The following is a 16,258-nucleotide window of genomic DNA, read 5'->3' as shown; positions in this document are numbered from 1 at the left end:
AGCCGGATGCCGCATCGAACGTCGGGGGCGGCCACCTTCGAGACAGAGGTCGTCACGGCAGAAGGACCTCAATGTTGACGTCGTCGGACTCGGTCACCGCGACGAAGGCCGTGATGAGAGCGCGGGTGTCGTCCTCGTTGTCCGACCCGCCCTCGAGAATCTCGTCCCAGATGTCGCCGTCGCGCACGTCGATGTACCAGGTGTAGCCGCACCGCCGCCCGGTGTCCTCATCGAGTTCGTCGCTGGCGGTCAGGCGATACTCGCCGATCGTCCAGACGACGTTCGGGCCGTCGAGGTAGTCGGCGAAGGCGATGTGTGAGGTGCCCTCGTGGGCGAGGTAGGCGTCACGGACGAGGTCGACGACCTGCGTGGTCTGGGTGCTGACAGGGGCCGGGGACTTCGTCTGAGTTGTCACCAAAGGTGTGCCTTCGTTTGGACGCGACCAGCGACCGCGTCGATGGAACTGTTCGTGCTCGACACGGTGCGACGCGCGTGGACCGGCACGATCGCTCCGGAAGCGGCGGTTGTCGCACGGATTGCTGCCGTGCGGCGGCGGATCGGCGCTCCTGCCGGTCAGGCCGCGCCCAGCCAGCGCACCCGGCTACCAGGCACCGGCTCGAACGACTCCGGCACCATCACGCCGTCGGACAGCACCAGGTACTCCGTGTCGATGCGTGCCCGGTTGGCCGTGTGCGGGATCTCGAACTCGACAATGCGGCGGTCCGGGTACAGGCTGTCAGCGACCAGCGGCTCGTCGTCGTAGGTCAGCATCCAGTGCGCCGGGCAGTCGTTGAGCGCGTCAGCCAGCGCCTGATGGTCGTCCGCAGCGAACCCGTTGGCGTAGAGCCGGTTGCCTTCGCGGACATACGGCGGGTCGACGAACAGGAACACCTCATCCTCGATACCCGATCCATTCAGATCTGCGATGCAGCCGATGGCGTCCGTGCCCAGGTACCGCATCCGGTCGCTCACCGCGGCGATCCGGGTGATGCGGTCGACCAGTCCGTCGGCGTTCCATCGGGAGGCGACCGTCCACCGGCCCTTCTGGGTCTTCCCGCCGATCGGTCCGACATTCGAGGCGATGATGCCCGAGCGTGAACATCGGTTGAGCACGAGCGCGGATCGCGCCAGATCCAGGCGGTCGGCGCCGATGGGCGATCCCACAAGTTCACGGGCGGCGTAGAACGTTTCAAGCGTCGGTGTCGTCGACCGGATCGCGGCGATCAGCTCATCGGGTTGCTCGATGACGGCCTGCCAGAACGCGGCCAACGCCGGGTGCTTCTCGGCGAACCACAGCTCGTCGACAGCATCCTGCTCTAGCAACTTCAGTCCGGCACCGAGTCCGCCGGCGAACGGCTCGAGGAAGATCTCGATGTCCATAACGGACCACTGCGCCGCAAAGGCGCCGGCGAGGAACGGAGCCATGCGGACCTTCCCGCCGGGGTAGCGCAGCGGGCTGGTCCAGCGATTATTCATCCTCGTGCGACGGAACACAGTCCGGGCAGTAGTCGTACTCGGTCGAATGAACCCAGCCAGGGTCGATCGCCGACTCGATTTCGTTGACGCCGGCCGTAATGTCACTCGAGGTCTCAGCGGACTCGCCGCAGTCGTCGCACGTAATACTGATCGTGATGGTCATACAGCTACGGTGCGACGGGCCGGATGTCGCTTCACGGGTAGCTACAGACCGTTCGAATGGTGAGATTCGCGTTTCGGCTCATAAACGAGTCGAAACGCGAGATTGGTCTTCCCCGACGCCTGCGAAGACTTGCTCTGCTCCGTTCAGTGCGTCCACACTCGGAGCATCGGACAGCGAATATCGCTGCCGCACAAAACCATTCGAGGATGATCACTATGCATAACATCGGGACGATCCAGTTCGAGAAGGCCGTGGAGCGGGTCGCGAAAAAGCTCGACATATCCCACGAGCAAGCCCGGAAATGGCTGCTGAGGAACGAGTTCAAGGACCAAGCATCACTGTCGAGCGTCGATCTCGACCGCAAGATCGGAGTTGAGCTCGAACGGCGCAGAAAAAGGAGGCTTGCAGCCCTGCTGGCGTCCGTACCGCAGGCCGAGAAGGATGAGGACGAACTCAGCCTGTGAGCATGGACCACCGACCACGGCGGCGTGACGGGCTTATCGCCGCCCCTGGGCCGAGCGTGCTTCGGGCAATAGCGCCGGGGTACCGCAGCGGGCTCGTCCGACGGTCGGTCGCCATCAGTCGTGCTTGACGGAGAAGACCATCGGCGGCACGTCAGTCCCCTCCGCCGAACTTGGCGTTGCGGTGGGCGACCTGGGGGTCATCCTCGTCCTTCCACCAGGCGCAGTCCTGCGGGTGGTCGGTGATCTTGCGCCCACCGTTGCGGGCCGGGACCTGGCTCCAGTCCACCGACCCGTCGCTCTGCTCGGCGTCCTTGGCGGCGTAGTAGTCGGACAGGCAGCTCATGGGTGTTCCTCCTCGATTCAGTCCCGGAACCGCTCCGGGCAGAGCGCAGAGGACTCGTTCAGCGGTCGGTCGTCGTCTTCGTCGGCGTACGCAGCGCAGGACGGGGGCGATCCACGCAGAACCGGTCACGGTAAACCTCAGCTGTGCGCTGGGCTTCGCGCTCACTGAACTCGATGCTCCTCCACCCGCAGGTGCAGGATGCGGCGAGCATGAACTCGGGCCGAGCGTTGACGAACCACTCCGGGCGCTCGGCGCACATGACGATGCTGATGACGGGTTCCATGTCGGTACGGTGCGACGCGCTTGTTAGTCGAGATCGGACAGGTTGTGCAGCGTCTTGAAGCAGCGGGCGCAGAGGATGACACGGCGGGTGATCACCAGCGTCTGTCCGTCAGGATCTTCGGCGTTCCACTCCTCGGTTCCGGGGCGGTCGTCATGCCCGACCGTCCAGCAGATCGCGCGGGCAATCGTGTCGCGGATCGAAGCGGTCTCTAAGACGACGTCCTTCTCATCCATGACGAACCCTTCCGTTAGGACGCGGCTTGATCGTGACGACCGGTTGGGTCGCCCAGCGGACAGCTCGCTCCGCCGGCAAGACGTTCAGCAAACGTTCGGCGCCCTCGCCCTTCACCCGGACCACGAACGGGACGTCGTCACCGAGGCGCACGAGCAGATCGACTAGGCGGGCAAGGTCCGTGTCGGCCAGGTGGTCGGCGCCAGGCACGGTGAGCGTCACCTTGAGTCGAGCCGGGTGATGCAGGGAACCCCCGCAGCACTTGACGAAGCGTCGGATCTCGCGGATCGTCGACGGATCAAGGTGGGTGCGTCGTGCCTCGCGGATGCGGTCACGCCGGGCAACCTCGGAGGAGGACTTGGCGTCGATCGCCTTCCGGTCCCAGAGCACTTCACCGGCAGCGATCCGTTGCCACGCGGCATCGTTCGAGCGCCGCGGCGCACGCCACTTCGTTCCGACGACAACCTTCGGGTGCTCGCAACGACTTCCCATCCGTCGACAGGTGGCGCAGACGGCGCGCCTATACATCGTCATGTCCGGACGGTGCGACGGGCGATGTCCGCCAGTGCTGCGACCGCCTTCCATCCGTCGGAACGTCGGCCGGACGGCAGCAAGTTGGCGACACCGTCGAACAGCGCGAACAGGCAACCGACCCAGGCGGCGAAGCTGAGTCCGTTCCGGTCGAACACGGTGAGACCGAGGCTGGCCGCAGCGATGTGCAGACCCGGCCCTGCAAGGCTGATCCACAACTGCTCGGAGGGCGTGCGGTCCCGACCGTCCCGATGCTCGGACCGGACAGACGCGCCGAACTGGAAGGTCAGGTTCGCCCAGCGCATCCCAAAGAACCACCCAGGAAGCACATGCCCGACCTCGTGCACGAGCACGAGCAGCAGATAGGTGCCGGCGAAGACCACCGCGAACCCCCAGGTGCTGCCGTCCGGGTCGAGAAGCGTTCCGATGAACGCACCCACGACAAGAAGCACCACCAGGAGGGCGACGAATCCGACCCAGCGGACCCGGACGGTCGGCATCAGTGATGCGTGCCGTCGGTCCAGATGCAGCCGAGCGTCATTCGGCGACCCCCAACGGCTCACGCATTTCGTAGTACGTCGAGATCGCCCAGCGCATCGCTCGCAAAGCCCAGATGAACTGGAAGCTGTAGCCGTCGAGGTTGTACTCGTACCACTCGGTCTTCTCGTGCGGGCCGACGCTGAGGCCGCGCAGGAACTCGTGCGCCTCCTCCTTGAACGTGATGTGCGCGTACCCGTCCTCGTCGAACGCCTCAGCGAACTCCTCGGGGTACTGGTCGTCGTAGCCGCACTCAGCCCAGTCGTCACGGATCGTGTTCACGAGATCACGGAACACCCCCGGCGAGAACTCCTTGCCCTGACCGGCCTGGACCTTCTGTCCGACGTAATCGGCTGACAGCCGTTCGATGGTGGCTGAGTGGAACCAGGCGAACATGTCGGTTTCGCGGCGGAAGATGAAGCTACCCATGTCACCGGAGAAGACCAGATGACCGGGGTAACTGACGACGTCGAAGCGCTGGTGCCACGACCCGCCGTTGCTGCAGGACAGGTGCCGGTGCAACCCCTGGTCAAGCTGGACGTCGATGGTGTGACCAGCTAGATGTACTGACCGGGGACGTTAATCGAAGAGCCACTGCATGAGATTTACCTCGACACTGGGTGATGGGATGGTGTGGGGATCAACATTCTGAGCGCCGTTGTCATCACGTACTGAACCGCACCGGCGTCTCCGACCGGATGCTGTTTCACTAGGGACTCGAGGGCTGTTGGCCCCAGCGACTGCGGATCCGGCGACGGGCTACCGGCATTTCCAGAGCAAGTCCCGTTGGACAATGGCGGGGTCTACCGCTCACGTCCGTTGCGGGTCACCTGTGCTGAAGTGTGTCGGGCCAGTGCATCAAGAAGGGTCGGCCAGGTCTCGCATACCTCGTACGGGCGACAGGGCGACGGGAAGGGTGGAGGCTGCCATCAACGTTGCACCGACAATCGCTGCCGGCCACCAGGACCATGTGGTGACCAGTGAACCCGCAAGAAGGGCTCCGATGGCCAGAGCCCCCCAGGATAGCATCCGGTATGCGGCATTAACCCGGCCCCGGAGAGGTTCTGGGACTGTGAGCTGACGAACCGTGACGGCTTGGGAGTTCGCGACCCCAACACCGACGCCCGAGGCGAGCAAGGCGACGCCCAGGACGACCAGTGAACGCGTCGAGGTGTCCGACGCGAGAAGGACGCCCAGGAGTGGAGCCGTGTTTCCCAGGGCCATGGCTGCGATCAAGGAACGTCCGTAGCCGAACGTGGCCGTCAGCTGAGCACTCAGACTGGCCCCCAGGAAGGCGCCGATGCCGCCTGCCATGAGGATCACACCCAGCGCCAGAGGCCCACTGGGGTGCCCCTGAACCACTGCGACGGTCAGGGCGAGCATGAGGACCTCGTTGCCGAGATTCCACGCGGTGGCCTCCGCTGCGAGAGATCGCACGACACGGTGTCGAGCCAAAGCGGCCAGTCCTTCACTGGCCTGGCGCAGGGTGGAGTCAGTCGACGGTTCCGGAGTCGGTTCTGGCGTGCGAACCCGGCAGATGAGAGCCACTGCCACGAACCGCCCGATCCCGTTCAGGACTACGGCGAAGGGCGCCGACAGCCATTGGACTAGGGCCCCGCCGACCCCGGATCCGCCGATCCCGATTGCAGACTGAGTGGCCGTGATGCGGGCATTGGCGTCAGCTAGCTGCTCCCGGGAGACGACCAGTGGCACAAATGAGAAGTCGGCCAGCATGTGAAGCACCGCCATCGAGCCCAACACGGCCGCTGCGGCGATCAGCATGGGAATGGTCAGGCTCCCCACCAGCGCGAGTCCGGCCATCGTCAAGAGGACACAGGCACTCACCGCCTCGGCTCCGATGAGCAGGGGCCTGCGTGGATGACGATCCACGAGCACCCCGATCCACAGTGTCAAGGCCAGATAGGGCAAGAACGTGGCGACACGGACCCACGACAGCTCTTCCGCCGAAGCACCCAGCCACACCAGCGCGAGCACCGGGAGGGCTAGCTCTCCCACCTCGTTCCCCAAGGCCGAAGCGGTCGTGGCCCCCCAGATGCGCCTGAAGTCGCGGCTGCTCCATGCTGTAACTTTCGTCATAGCAACGAAGGTTATGAGACTGGCGCCGGGAGGGCAACCGCCAAACTGGGCTGGACGGTTATGCTGGAGCATGGTCTCGTCACAAGCCCCCTTTGCTCCGGGGCACCTTGAACTGGTCCGAAAGTTCGTCAACACCCGTGACTTGGAAAAGGGCACCGATGAGTTGCTCGAATCCAGCGATTGGGACGCGTGGTGCCAGTCGCAAGAGCTCCCCACCGGAAGCGCTCGTGACGATCGGGAGCGTCTTCAGGGATTGCGTGAGGCGCTGAGGGTGGGCATGCTGGCGAATCACGACCGTGCCGCACCGCCCACCCCCATGCTGGATGCCTTGAATGCCGCGCTCGCATGGAGTGAGGCCTGCCCTGTCGCCACCTCGAAGGGCCTCGACCTCCAGCCAGCTGGGGATGGTGCCAGCTATGTGGCGGGACTCCTCGTCCGGACGGTGGCCCAGGCGCTCACCGATGGCTCATGGTCTCGGATGAAGGCTTGCGGCGACGACACCTGCCAATGGGCCTTCTATGACCACTCACGCTCCAGAAGCGGCCATTGGTGCTCCATGGACATCTGCGGGAATCGAAACAAGCAGATACGTTGGCGGAAACGTCAAGCCCGTGAGCCTCGCAGCGATGGCTGACATGCCCCCAAGCGAATCCGAATAGTCCGGCAAGCACTCACGATCGACAGGGCGATGAAACGGCAGAACGCTTCAGCCCGAACCAGCGCAGCGACGGCGATGTCGATCATGCAGCCTTCTTGGCCCGGGTGCTGGCGTCGGTTCGCCACAGGGGAAGCTCAATCAGCTGCGTCCTGGGGGAAGCCTTCGGTGCCCGTCCAGCCGCGATTATCGGCGCTCTCCTGATGTGCCTGTCCGTCACGCCCATGCTCACCCGATCCATCCGAACCCCCACACTCCCCTCGACCTGACCACAGCCCCGCAACGAACAAGGAGAACGTCATGTCACTGCGCCTGTCACATACCACCTGGGATGCCCTCGACCCGTACGCCATCGCGGAGTTCTGGCGTCAACTGCTGGACTGGAGCATCACGGAGGCCGACACCTACAAGCCCGGATCAGACGAGTGCTACCTGACCAGTCCGCACGGGTACACAGTCCTCTTCTACCGCGTGCCCGACGCCAAGACCGTCAAGAACCGCGCACACATGGACCTCGCCCCCGAGGACTCCACGCGAGACGAACAGGTCGAACGCGCACTGGACCTCGGAGCAACCCTCGTCGACGACCGGCGCGAGGACCTCGGCTGGGCCGTCATAGCCGACCCCGAGGGAAACGAGTTCTGCATCCTCAGCGCATGACCCCACCGGCCGCACCACTGAGGACAAGGCGCCGGAAGCTTGGTCGGATATTCGGTCGCGAGTAGCTTGCTTCCCATGACTCTCGCACCGTTGCTTCTCACCGGAGGTCCCGCCGCTGGCAAGAGCAGCACTGCGCTCGCGCTGGCCGCAACGACCGTACGTACCGCGTTCATCAACGTGGACGACATCCGCCAGCTGGTCAAGAACGGCGGCGCCGCACCATGGGACGGTCCCGAGGGGACGGCCCAACAACAGCTCGGGGTCCGGAACGCCGCAAACCTCGCGACGAACTTCCTCGCTGCAGGGATCAACGTGACCATCGCTGACGTGGTCAATTCGACAACGCTGGCGCTCTATCGCGAACTCCTGCCCAGCCTCAGGGTCATCCGCCTAGCCCTGGGTCTGGAAGAAGCCGGCCGTCGTGCCACGCAGCGTCCGGTGTTCCTGACGGACGTCGAATTCGATGAACTTCACCACCAGCAGGCGGCGTCCTTGAAGGTGGATCACGAGCTTCCGGTGGCCGGCTTGTCCCGCGAGGCGCAGGTCGAAGCGGCGCGGAGGTTGTGGATCGCTTGAGGCAAAGCCACCAGTACCCCCTCTTCGGGATGGGTTGGAGGCCGCACCGATTTCGCCTGTCTGGCTGCAAGGCCAGGCCGAGGCAGAACTCCGCATCTGCCGCTGTTCGCAGCGGGGGCATCTCCAATGAGATTCGACAAGGGCGGAGGGGGGTGGAGATGGGTGGCGTGGTGGGGGAGGCGCTCGAGCCTTCGACCCTGCGGCCACTCGCCGCGAGCGTAGCCACCCCCGCAACGCGCTAGCAATGATGCCCTCGTGGATACACGTGGGTGTCATAGCAAATATTCACGAAACCCCAGTGCACATCCGTCTTCGAGGGCCGCTGGCCCACCGCAGAACAGTACTAATCAACAGGACCAGAAACACCGAAATTCTGACACTCCCAACTCCGGCCGGGTGGGGCAGCCGGTGCGGGGAACCAGCGGACCTTAAGCCCTGAGACGGCCGTCGGCCGGATTCGCCTCCGCTAATACCACCGGGTTCGATGCCCCGCGCTCAGGCTCCTGGCGGGGCCCGGCCGCCATGGCCGACGTCCGCCAGGCCGGACGGCAGAAACCCTTGGACCACGAATTTGCCCAAGAATGGATGCTGCCAGCGCGAGCGCAAAACCCGCGGACTGGGCGACGGTCAACTCCTGGCCCAAGATCAACCATCCGAGTGCCGCAGCAGTGATTGGACTCAGTGGGCCGAGAAGCGACGTCGACGTCGGCGGAAGACTTCGTGCTGTGCGGAACCACACCGCGTAGGCAAGAGCGCCACCGACGACGCTGAGCCACAGGTATCCCGCGACTCCCTTGGCAGTGAGCACCCATGACTGCTGGTCGAGGAGCGGCACCAACGGGGTGATCATGATTCCTCCGAGTAGCAGCTGCCATCCTGTCGACGCGAGTCCGCTCAGTCCAGCAGTCGGCCCCCAGGCCCGGGTCAACGTGATACCCAGCGCCATACTGACGGTGCCTGCACACGCCGCCACTGCACCGACTGGGTCGATACCGGTTACCCCTCCTCCAAGGGTCATGCCCACTCCGACGACCGCGACTAGGGTCCACGCAAGCTGGCGCAAGGGGGTTTGGCGCCCATGCATGAACCAAGCCGCGACCGCGACTACGAATGGCTGGGCAGCGCCAACGACTGCCGCGAGACCGCCAGGGAGGCGGTACGCAGCGACGAAGAGGAGGGGGAAGAACGCACCAATGTTCAGCAAGGCCAACAGGGCCAGCTTTCCCCATTGCTGGGGCCATGACCGCGTCCAGGCTATGAGGAGAAGACCTGCGGGAACCGCCCTCAGGACGGAAGCAGTCATCGGCCTTCCCGGTGGGAGCAGTTCGGTGGTCACCACGTAGGTTGTCCCCCACACGACTGGCGCTATTGCACCCAGCGCAGTCAACCGAACCCAATTAGATGTCGCTTCCATGGAAGTGACTATACACTTCCATGGAAGCGACTAGGCTGTGGGAATGAATGAGGACCACGTTGATGTCATCCAGTCAGAATGGCGGCGGGAGCGACCCGACGTCGATGTCGGCCCTCAAGGTGTGATCGGGCGGCTCCACCGCCTCGCGAACGCTCTGACCGCCGAACTGGAGACCGTCTACGACTCCCACGGCTTCGCCGAGATCGATTTCGACATCCTGTGTACTCTCCGCCGAGCAGGATCGCCGTTCGCGCGTCGCCCGGTCGACCTCGCACGAGCCTCCATGATCACGACGGGGGGAATCAGCAAGCGACTTGACCGACTGGAATCGGCCGGGTTGGTAGAGAGGGAGAAGGTCGCTGCCGGCGATGGCAGAGCCGTACGGATTCGGCTCACCGACGACGGGCGGCGGCGGATCGACGCGGCGTTCACCGAACACATGACCAACGAGCATCGTCTGCTGGAGATGATCTCGGACGACGACAAGGTCATGCTCGAACGAATTCTTCGCGGCTGGCTGCGGCAACTCGATCAACCGTAGCCCTCCTCAGGCTGCGAGGCCATGGCCGAACCGGCGAACCGGGCCCCCTCCTCGCTCATCGGCAGATGAGGGGTGGAGTGCCAACTGTCAGGCGGAAGGCCCTCTCGATGCGCACCATGATGATCGCGTGCACTGATCCCACATGCCGGCCCAAGGGTGCTTGGGCGACATGCGACGTCGCACCTACGAGGCCAAGGCCCGGCTACTTCCGCCTCATCGACTTCCGTTTTCACTAGCAGTGAGGCACTAGCCTCAGTCGTTCATATGACGTCGAACAGTCGCCGCACGGTGACGGCACCGTCGCCGTAGCTGGCACTGGCTTGCCAGCCGTCGATACGTCCGAGGTCGTCGGTCGATTCGAATCCGTGCAGGACGGTCGTGCCGATCATCCACACGACGTGGTCGGAGACCACGAGACGGGACGGACCATTGAACCGGCGACGGGCATCGAACACGACCTCGTCGATGCCGGGTGCGGCGAACGCTATTTGCATGACCGAACGGTGCGACGTGGCTGGGTCGTCAGCCGGAGACGCGCGCCACGAACATGAGCGGCCAGCGCTTGCCGGTCAGCAGGAGCGAACCGTCCGGCATCGTCGCGATCCCATTCAGCACGTCATCAGGGCCGAGGCGGCGGTGCTTGGAAGCCTCCGCGGTGAGGGCCGCAGCGTCCACCACGGCGGACACCTGGCCGCTGACGGTGGAGATCCTCACGATCTGGTTCGTCATCCAGACGTTCGACCAGATGGTGCCGTCCGGGTTGCACTCAAGCTCGTTGAGCATCGTGACCGGGACGCCGGCTCGGGTGGTGACCTGAATCCGGTGATGGACGGCGCCCGTCTTCGGGTCGCGCGCCGAGATCGTCGAGGTGCCGTCGCTGGTCCACAACATCCCGTCATGCAGGCACGCACCCCAGCCCTGGGTGTCCAGTGGCAGGTCGGCCTTGGCGGACAGCCCGGGCCAGGTGTAGCGCAGGATTCGCTTGTCCTTCCAGGTCAGCACCCACACCGTTCCGCCGTCGAGCGCGGGGTCAACCGCAACGCCCTCCCCGAAGACCTGCGCCGGTAGCTTCACCGACCGTTTCGTACGGCCCTGCAGGTCCATCACGATCAGCGTGGACTCACCGACCAGTCCGGTCGTCTCCACCAGCTCGTCACGGACGCGCACCAGGCCTTGCGTGAAGCGCGAGGTGTCGTGCGGCAGGTGGCGTTCGACGGCCAAGGTGGGCGCCGACGAACCGATCGGGACCGCCGGCACCGAAGGTTCCGCGGCGCCACCGGAGGTGCATCCGGAAATCAGGAGAAGAACACCACCAGCCAGGGCAGGGAGTCGTCGCACGAACGCACGGTGCGACGACCTTTCTGATCATCTACTGAGCCTGCCGGTCAACTCAGGAAGCGGATGAGGTCTTCCACCAGGAACCGGATCATCGCCAGACCGACGACCGCTGCCCCGGCCATCCGAAACCGTCCGATCGCCTTCAGCGATACCGGCCTGCCCGTACGCCGGCGCTGGACCTTGTCCCACGCCAGCAACGCAATGTGGTTACCGTCCAGCGGCGCCAATGGCAGCACGTTGAAAGCGGCCAGCATCAGGTTGATCGTGCCGAAGAACAGCAGCACCGCGCCGACCGCAGAGCCGTGCGATCCGACGACCGTCTCAAGCTGGCCCGGAGCCGACAGAATCGAGCCGCCCTCGCTCGTCAGCGCACTCGCCCCGAAGATCAGCGCCACCAGGAACACAGCAGCACCGACCGCAGTCATCACCACCACGGCAGCCGCAGTAGCGATCGGAGCCAGGATGGCCGTCGCCGGCTTCATCGGTGCCAGGAAGTACATCGCCGCGGTGATACCAACCCAAGCCAGCACCATGTTGTAGGCGATCCCGCCGAGCATGATGCGGGACTGCACCCGACTTGAGGACTCGCTCATCAGCGACACCGACCCGGTGTGCTGCGCGCACAGCCGGTCGCCTGAGTCACCGCCGATGATGCGCGTGAAGCCACCGAGCAGCACCAGTCGCAACGTGACCGGGACCTGCCAACGCCGGCCGACCGCCAACACCGGACCGAACCCGACGGAGAACTCGGACACCGTGACACCGTGGCGCAGCGCCGACCGCAGATGACCGAGCTCGTGCACAGCCACCGAGATCGTCAGCAGAATGAGCGTCCCGGCGATGGCGGCACCGGTGACAGGACTGGCTGCAACGACGGCAGCAAGACCGGTGAACAACCCCAAGGCCATGATCCGTCCCAGGAAGGACGGGGCGAGGTCCGGATCGTCTTGGCCTTCGCAGACCGGACAGGAGGTAGTGCTCTTGGGTTCCACCGAGTCCCCTTCCTCGTGTCCGACTGCCCCGATCCTCGCCGACCGCACCGACACACGGTGGGACAACGTCCGAAGAAGGCGAAACCCGCCGTGTCCGGACACGGCGGGTTCGCAGGGGAAGTCGGTCGCAGGTACGCCGCTACAGGGCCAGAGAAAGGAGGCCGCGCGCAGCCTGTTGTGGAACCCCAGTCGTCCTTCACCGGTTGTGAAATACCATCCTGCGCGCATTTTCCGGTGTTGACGTCCGACTATGAAGTTGGTGGTGGTACTGCTCCCACGGTGCGACGAACGTCGCGGCGCAGCGTCAGCGTTCGCGTCCCCAGCCAGCGGCGGCCTTCTGCTCGTCGGTCATCGGCTCACCACCCCACAGTCCGTCGTCGCGCAAGTGCAGACCGACCTCCGAGGGCTCCCGGCAGATACGGCGGCGGTTGGTGGCGTCCGCAGCGTCATCGGCGTGCCAGGCACGATGGCGGTCGAAGTTGGAGAGGCCGGAGAAGTAGTTACCGCATCCGGCGCACTGCATGTTCCGGTCGGTTGAGGTTGACCCCGTTTGGTGGACATCCTGATCGTCAGGTTTAGGCCTGGCAGGGAAGGATGCATTCATGGGTGCGAAGAGGAAGAGTTACACCCCGAAGTACCGGCAGGAGGCTGCTCACCTGGTGATCGACACCGGGCGAACGATCGTCGAGGTCGCGCGGGAGATCGGAGTCGGGGAGCAGTTGCTGGGCCGGTGGGTCGCGATCGAACGGTCTCGGATTGATGACCCGCCGGCGGCGTTGGACGCCGACGAGCGGGCCGAACTAGACCGGCTACGTCGTGAGGTCGCCGAGCTGCGGATGGATCGGGAGTTCCTGAAAAAAGCAGCGGCCTTCTTCGCCACCGAGAACTCGAACACGAGCAGGCGTTCGCAGTGATCGATGCGGAGAAGGCCACCCCGAACATGCCACCGGTGACCCGAATGGTCGACCTGCTGGGCGTGTCCCGATCGGGCTACTACGCCTGGGTGGCCCGCCAAGCCGACGCGGCCCGTGGCGAGCTCGACCCGCAGGCGGCACGCCGCGCGGACTTGCTGGTGAAGATCAAGGTTGCGCACGACGCCTCGGACGGGGTGAACGGGGCACCAAGGATCACCGCCGACCTGCGCGCAACGGGTGAGATTGTGTCGGTCAAGACCGTCGCGAAAATTATGCGGCACAGCGATCTTCGTGGGATCAGTCCACGTCCGTGGCGGCCGGTCACCACGATCACGGATGAGGGTGTGGCCCCGAGCCCGCACGCGATTCCCGATCTGGTGTGCCGCCGGTTCGATCGTGGTGCGCTGAATCAGGTGTGGACGTCTGACATCACCTACTTGGCCACCGGCGAGGGCTGGTTGTACCTGTGCGCGGTCCGTGACGGGTGCTCCCGTCGGGTGATCGGGTATGCGTTCGCCGAGAGCCTGCACACCGACGTCGTGGAGCAGGCGCTGCGACGCGCGGTCATGTTCCGGGAAGGTGATACCCGCGAGGTGATCTTCCATGCCGACCGTGGCTGTCAGTACACCTCGGCCCAACTCGCCGAGGCCGCAGAAGAGCTCGATGTTCGATTGTCGGTCGGGCGCACCGGGGTCTGTTGGGACAACGCGCAACAGGAATCTTTCTGGTCAACCCTGAAAACCGAGTACTACCATAGGTATTCGTTCACGACCCGGGCCGAAGCCATCACCGGAGTCAGTACCTGGATCGACACGGTCTACAACCGTCGCAGGCGGCACAGCGCCCTCGGTCAGATCAGCCCGACAGCGTTCGAAGACCAACTCACCACCGCGGCTGCTGAAGCCGCATAACCGATGTCCACCAGACGGGGTCAACCCCACGGTCAGTCGAGGGGTCTTGGCAGGGGCCGTGGTGGTCATGCTTGAACGGTGCGACGCCGCAGACACCCCTAGCTGTACTGATCGGGAACGTTGATCAATCGTGAGAAGGGCGGCTGGTTGCCGCAGGCCGTGTGGGGACGATGCTGGTTGTATTGGTGGAGCCAGGCTTCGAGAGAGTCGCGGCGTTCCTGCTCGCTGATGTAGCAGCGGGCGTAGGCCCACCCGTCGGCCATGGTGCGGTGGAACCTCTCGACCTTCCCGTTGGTCTGCGGCCGGTACGGACGAGTCCGCTTCGGGGTGATCGACAGTGCTTCGCAGGTGTCGCGCCAGAGGTGCGATCGGTACGCACCACCGTTGTCTGAAAGCACTCGCTCGATCGCGACGCCGCGGTCGGCGAACCAATCAACGGCCCGACGCAGGACAGCGACAGCGGTGAAGGCGGTCTCGTCGTCGTGGACCTCGGTGTAGGCGACTCTGGAATGGTCATCGATGACGGTATGCACGAATGCATATCCGAGCTTCGGATTGCCATAGACGTTGCGTGACTTGTCCTGCGTCGCGGCGCGGTTCTTCTCGCCTTGGTGGCGACCAACGTAACGCCAGCCGCCACCGTCGGGGATGTTGCCGAGCTTCTTCACGTCTACGTGCACCATTGATCCCGGATGATCGTGCTCGTAGCGGCGGACGGGCTCACCTGTTTCGCGGTCGACATGAGAGAGTCGGTTCAAGCGGGCTGATCGCAAGATTCGATGAACCGTCGACGGCGCGATGTTGAGTCTCGCAGCGAGCTGGACCGCACCTTCCCGCAGACGCATTCGTAGGCTGACGCACCTCTTAGTCACGGTCTTGGACGTCTTGCCAGGAGACCTCCGTGGCCGCGAGGAGCGATCCTGCATCGATTCGCCGGCGAGGTATCGATCGACCCAGCGCTTAACTGTCGGCCAGGACACTTGAAAGCGGGCCGCCACTTCACTGATCCGCCACCCCTGGTCGACAACCAGCCGGGCAACTTTCAGTCTGTGGCGCGGGGTGAGAGCCGCATTCGCATGGCTCATTGAGACACACCTCCAGGCGGGGGCTCGACGTCGCCGCTGGCCTCCCTTGCTGTGGTCCGCAAATCAGTGTCGCTCGCGAACAGGGGCCTGCAGGGTGACGTGTCCCGTCACGCTGTTGACCTGCCGATAGATGCCGAAACTGGTCAGGTGTCGCTTCTCTAGCTCGGCATCGATCAGGACCCAGGCATCCCCGATGCTCTCTGGCGGTCCATCGAAGGTGACCGTTACGCCTTCCGAGGCCTCCGGCACGACGATCCTGCTGACCGCCTCAGATTCGGGGCGCGTCGTAATCCCGGCTGAGACGGTGATCTGGTCGTCGTCCGTACCGTCATACAGAAGCACGATCTCTTCATCGGTGTGAGGGAGGTCCCGGTGCAACTGTTTGACGGCGTGACCGATCTCGGTCTCGTCAAGGACGGTGGTGCTCAGCCCCCAAATATTGAGGCTGGGCAGCGCGGTGATGGACAGATTCATGATGATCTCCATGGACTTGCTCTGGATGATGTCCAGCCGGTGCTGAACGTGGACCAGACGTGTTGAAGCCTCGGTGATCTGCCGCTGCAGGGCGTCTACCTGGTGAGTGAGAAGCACTTCCAGAGTGGACTGCTCAAGATGCGGATCGAGCAGCTGCCCGATCTCGGCCAAGCCGAACCCCAGCGCGCGCAGTTCCGCAATGGCACGCACGCGCCCAAGCTGGCTGTCCTGGTAGCGCCGATAGCCGGTTACAGGGTCGGTAGTAGCTGGGGTCAGCAACCCCTCGCCTTCCCAGTGCCGCAGCATGCGCCGCGAGACACCAGTGCTATGCGCGATCTCTCCGATACTCAACATGTCGACCCCCACCAGACCGCATCACACAGTGTCAAGGTCAATGCTCCCAGAGAGAGTCGCTCTACCAACGTCCCCGATCAGTACACCTAGCTGTGTTGCAACGTTTCCTGTGGACAGGCGTAGCCAGACGTGCTGGAGCACGCACAACCCCTGAGGGGCCAGCCGGGCATCCTCAGGGGTTGTGCGTTGCAGGGTGCGTCGCAGCGTTGACTTGAGCAA

Annotated in this window: 23 protein-coding genes; 6 read left to right on the top strand and 17 right to left on the bottom strand. The window is 64.5% G+C overall.

The annotated features are described in order from the left end of the window. Window positions 1–52 precede the first annotated feature (52 nt). The 3 genes from FB459_RS09835 to FB459_RS17280 form a co-directional block, all read right to left on the bottom strand. Window positions 53–415: a hypothetical protein gene (locus tag FB459_RS09835; protein ID WP_141928356.1), complete on the bottom strand. Its 363-nt coding sequence runs from the start codon at window positions 413–415 to the stop codon at window positions 53–55. Window positions 416–573: 158 nt separating this feature from the next. After that, entirely contained in the window at window positions 574–1,476 is a 903-nt protein-coding gene (locus tag FB459_RS09830) for a DNA adenine methylase (protein WP_141928355.1), read from the bottom strand. Next, complete coding sequence (locus FB459_RS17280) at window positions 1,469–1,639, bottom strand: hypothetical protein (protein ID WP_170221843.1); 171 nt, start codon at window positions 1,637–1,639, stop codon at window positions 1,469–1,471. The genes FB459_RS09830 and FB459_RS17280 overlap by 8 nt, the downstream gene beginning before the upstream one ends. Before the next feature lie 206 nt (window positions 1,640–1,845). On the opposite strand from FB459_RS17280, the gene FB459_RS09825 reads away from it, so the two are divergent. Beyond that, window positions 1,846–2,103, top strand: coding sequence for a hypothetical protein (locus FB459_RS09825; protein ID WP_141928354.1), 258 nt, complete (start codon window positions 1,846–1,848; stop codon window positions 2,101–2,103). 151 nt (window positions 2,104–2,254) lie between these two features. Here FB459_RS09825 and FB459_RS09820 read toward each other — a convergent pair whose 3' ends face one another. The 7 genes from FB459_RS09820 to FB459_RS09790 all read right to left on the bottom strand — a co-directional run bounded on the left by FB459_RS09820 (window position 2,255) and on the right by FB459_RS09790 (window position 6,125). Then, the gene (locus FB459_RS09820; protein WP_141928353.1) at window positions 2,255–2,446 is read right to left on the bottom strand and encodes a hypothetical protein; all 192 of its coding nucleotides are present in this window, start codon (window positions 2,444–2,446) and stop codon (window positions 2,255–2,257) included. 58 nt (window positions 2,447–2,504) lie between these two features. Next, entirely contained in the window at window positions 2,505–2,729 is a 225-nt protein-coding gene (locus FB459_RS09815) for a hypothetical protein (protein ID WP_141928352.1), read from the bottom strand. A 23-nt stretch (window positions 2,730–2,752) separates the two neighbouring features. Then, complete coding sequence (locus tag FB459_RS09810; RefSeq protein WP_141928351.1) at window positions 2,753–2,962, bottom strand: hypothetical protein; 210 nt, start codon at window positions 2,960–2,962, stop codon at window positions 2,753–2,755. Continuing rightward, entirely contained in the window at window positions 2,955–3,494 is a 540-nt protein-coding gene (locus FB459_RS09805; protein ID WP_141928350.1) for a hypothetical protein, read from the bottom strand. Before FB459_RS09805 ends, FB459_RS09810 begins: the two co-directional genes overlap by 8 nt. Further along, window positions 3,491–3,991 carry a zinc metalloprotease gene (locus tag FB459_RS09800; protein WP_141928349.1) on the bottom strand — a complete coding sequence of 167 codons (501 nt, stop codon included), beginning with the start codon at window positions 3,989–3,991 and terminating at the stop codon, window positions 3,491–3,493. Before FB459_RS09800 ends, FB459_RS09805 begins: the two co-directional genes overlap by 4 nt. A 37-nt stretch (window positions 3,992–4,028) precedes the next feature. Then, complete coding sequence (locus FB459_RS09795) at window positions 4,029–4,550, bottom strand: hypothetical protein (protein WP_141928348.1); 522 nt, start codon at window positions 4,548–4,550, stop codon at window positions 4,029–4,031. Window positions 4,551–4,886: 336 nt separating this feature from the next. Continuing rightward, entirely contained in the window at window positions 4,887–6,125 is a 1,239-nt protein-coding gene (locus tag FB459_RS09790; RefSeq protein WP_246092550.1) for an MFS transporter, read from the bottom strand. A 70-nt stretch (window positions 6,126–6,195) separates the two neighbouring features. Between FB459_RS09790 and FB459_RS09785 the strand changes: the two genes are divergently transcribed. The 3 genes from FB459_RS09785 (at window position 6,196) to FB459_RS09775 (ending at window position 8,016) form a co-directional block, all read left to right on the top strand. Continuing rightward, window positions 6,196–6,759 carry a CGNR zinc finger domain-containing protein gene (locus tag FB459_RS09785; protein WP_170221841.1) on the top strand — a complete coding sequence of 188 codons (564 nt, stop codon included), beginning with the start codon at window positions 6,196–6,198 and terminating at the stop codon, window positions 6,757–6,759. A 321-nt stretch (window positions 6,760–7,080) separates the two neighbouring features. Next, the gene (locus FB459_RS09780) at window positions 7,081–7,440 is read left to right on the top strand and encodes a VOC family protein (protein WP_141928345.1); all 360 of its coding nucleotides are present in this window, start codon (window positions 7,081–7,083) and stop codon (window positions 7,438–7,440) included. Window positions 7,441–7,515: 75 nt separating this feature from the next. After that, window positions 7,516–8,016 carry an ATP-binding protein gene (locus FB459_RS09775; RefSeq protein ID WP_141928344.1) on the top strand — a complete coding sequence of 167 codons (501 nt, stop codon included), beginning with the start codon at window positions 7,516–7,518 and terminating at the stop codon, window positions 8,014–8,016. Window positions 8,017–8,482: 466 nt separating this feature from the next. Here the strand turns inward: FB459_RS09775 and FB459_RS09770 are convergent, their stop codons facing one another. After that, the gene (locus FB459_RS09770) at window positions 8,483–9,430 is read right to left on the bottom strand and encodes an EamA family transporter (protein WP_141928343.1); all 948 of its coding nucleotides are present in this window, start codon (window positions 9,428–9,430) and stop codon (window positions 8,483–8,485) included. 43 nt (window positions 9,431–9,473) lie between these two features. On the opposite strand from FB459_RS09770, the gene FB459_RS09765 reads away from it, so the two are divergent. After that, on the top strand, window positions 9,474–9,971 hold the full coding sequence (locus tag FB459_RS09765; protein WP_141928342.1) for a MarR family winged helix-turn-helix transcriptional regulator: 498 nt from the start codon (window positions 9,474–9,476) through the stop codon (window positions 9,969–9,971). A 260-nt stretch (window positions 9,972–10,231) separates the two neighbouring features. Here FB459_RS09765 and FB459_RS09760 read toward each other — a convergent pair whose 3' ends face one another. From FB459_RS09760 to FB459_RS09745, 4 genes are all read right to left on the bottom strand, one after another. Continuing rightward, window positions 10,232–10,465, bottom strand: a complete 234-nt coding sequence (locus tag FB459_RS09760; RefSeq protein ID WP_141928341.1) for a hypothetical protein — start codon at window positions 10,463–10,465, stop codon at window positions 10,232–10,234. 28 nt (window positions 10,466–10,493) lie between these two features. Beyond that, window positions 10,494–11,228 carry a glutaminyl-peptide cyclotransferase gene (locus FB459_RS09755; protein WP_170221839.1) on the bottom strand — a complete coding sequence of 245 codons (735 nt, stop codon included), beginning with the start codon at window positions 11,226–11,228 and terminating at the stop codon, window positions 10,494–10,496. 128 nt (window positions 11,229–11,356) lie between these two features. After that, window positions 11,357–12,301 (bottom strand): site-2 protease family protein, encoded by a 945-nt coding sequence (locus FB459_RS09750; RefSeq protein ID WP_170221837.1) that lies wholly within the window; start codon window positions 12,299–12,301, stop codon window positions 11,357–11,359. Between the two features lie 304 nt (window positions 12,302–12,605). Continuing rightward, entirely contained in the window at window positions 12,606–12,824 is a 219-nt protein-coding gene (locus FB459_RS09745; protein WP_141928338.1) for an FDXHR family putative zinc-binding protein, read from the bottom strand. A gap of 79 nt (window positions 12,825–12,903) precedes the next feature. On the opposite strand from FB459_RS09745, the gene FB459_RS09740 reads away from it, so the two are divergent. Next, window positions 12,904–14,126, top strand: a protein-coding gene (locus FB459_RS09740; RefSeq protein ID WP_425472340.1) for an IS3 family transposase whose coding sequence is annotated in 2 segments (ribosomal slippage) — window positions 12,904–13,156 and window positions 13,156–14,126 — 1,224 coding nt in all. Because the reading frame shifts where the segments join, the coding sequence is not laid out codon by codon here. A 98-nt stretch (window positions 14,127–14,224) separates the two neighbouring features. On the opposite strand, the gene FB459_RS09735 is transcribed toward FB459_RS09740, so the two are convergent. Next, the gene (locus FB459_RS09735) at window positions 14,225–15,211 is read right to left on the bottom strand and encodes an IS481 family transposase (RefSeq protein WP_141928336.1); all 987 of its coding nucleotides are present in this window, start codon (window positions 15,209–15,211) and stop codon (window positions 14,225–14,227) included. Between the two features lie 63 nt (window positions 15,212–15,274). Then, window positions 15,275–16,039 (bottom strand): MerR family transcriptional regulator, encoded by a 765-nt coding sequence (locus tag FB459_RS09730; RefSeq protein ID WP_164987493.1) that lies wholly within the window; start codon window positions 16,037–16,039, stop codon window positions 15,275–15,277. Window positions 16,040–16,258: the final 219 nt, after the last annotated feature.

The sequence above is a fragment of the Yimella lutea genome, from assembly GCF_006715095.1.
Taxonomy (GTDB): domain Bacteria; phylum Actinomycetota; class Actinomycetes; order Actinomycetales; family Dermatophilaceae; genus Yimella; species Yimella lutea.
The sequence above is the reverse complement of the archived record's forward strand: the minus strand, read 5'-3'. Positions and strand labels throughout refer to the sequence as shown.

Coding starts and splice junctions, on each gene's coding strand:
- FB459_RS09830 (WP_141928355.1), bottom strand. CDS start 1,476: ATGAATAATCGCTGGACCAGCCCGCTGCGCTACCCCGGCGGGAAGGTC.
- FB459_RS17280 (WP_170221843.1), bottom strand. CDS start 1,639: ATGACCATCACGATCAGTATTACGTGCGACGACTGCGGCGAGTCCGCT.
- FB459_RS09825 (WP_141928354.1), top strand. CDS start 1,846: ATGATCACTATGCATAACATCGGGACGATCCAGTTCGAGAAGGCCGTG.
- FB459_RS09820 (WP_141928353.1), bottom strand. CDS start 2,446: ATGAGCTGCCTGTCCGACTACTACGCCGCCAAGGACGCCGAGCAGAGC.
- FB459_RS09815 (WP_141928352.1), bottom strand. CDS start 2,729: ATGGAACCCGTCATCAGCATCGTCATGTGCGCCGAGCGCCCGGAGTGG.
- FB459_RS09810 (WP_141928351.1), bottom strand. CDS start 2,962: ATGGATGAGAAGGACGTCGTCTTAGAGACCGCTTCGATCCGCGACACG.
- FB459_RS09805 (WP_141928350.1), bottom strand. CDS start 3,494: ATGACGATGTATAGGCGCGCCGTCTGCGCCACCTGTCGACGGATGGGA.
- FB459_RS09800 (WP_141928349.1), bottom strand. CDS start 3,991: ATGCCGACCGTCCGGGTCCGCTGGGTCGGATTCGTCGCCCTCCTGGTG.
- FB459_RS09790 (WP_246092550.1), bottom strand. CDS start 6,125: ATGACGAAAGTTACAGCATGGAGCAGCCGCGACTTCAGGCGCATCTGG.
- FB459_RS09785 (WP_170221841.1), top strand. CDS start 6,196: ATGGTCTCGTCACAAGCCCCCTTTGCTCCGGGGCACCTTGAACTGGTC.
- FB459_RS09780 (WP_141928345.1), top strand. CDS start 7,081: ATGTCACTGCGCCTGTCACATACCACCTGGGATGCCCTCGACCCGTAC.
- FB459_RS09775 (WP_141928344.1), top strand. CDS start 7,516: ATGACTCTCGCACCGTTGCTTCTCACCGGAGGTCCCGCCGCTGGCAAG.
- FB459_RS09770 (WP_141928343.1), bottom strand. CDS start 9,430: ATGGAAGCGACATCTAATTGGGTTCGGTTGACTGCGCTGGGTGCAATA.
- FB459_RS09765 (WP_141928342.1), top strand. CDS start 9,474: ATGAATGAGGACCACGTTGATGTCATCCAGTCAGAATGGCGGCGGGAG.
- FB459_RS09760 (WP_141928341.1), bottom strand. CDS start 10,465: ATGCAAATAGCGTTCGCCGCACCCGGCATCGACGAGGTCGTGTTCGAT.
- FB459_RS09745 (WP_141928338.1), bottom strand. CDS start 12,824: ATGCAGTGCGCCGGATGCGGTAACTACTTCTCCGGCCTCTCCAACTTC.
- FB459_RS09735 (WP_141928336.1), bottom strand. CDS start 15,211: ATGAGCCATGCGAATGCGGCTCTCACCCCGCGCCACAGACTGAAAGTT.
- FB459_RS09730 (WP_164987493.1), bottom strand. CDS start 16,039: ATGTTGAGTATCGGAGAGATCGCGCATAGCACTGGTGTCTCGCGGCGC.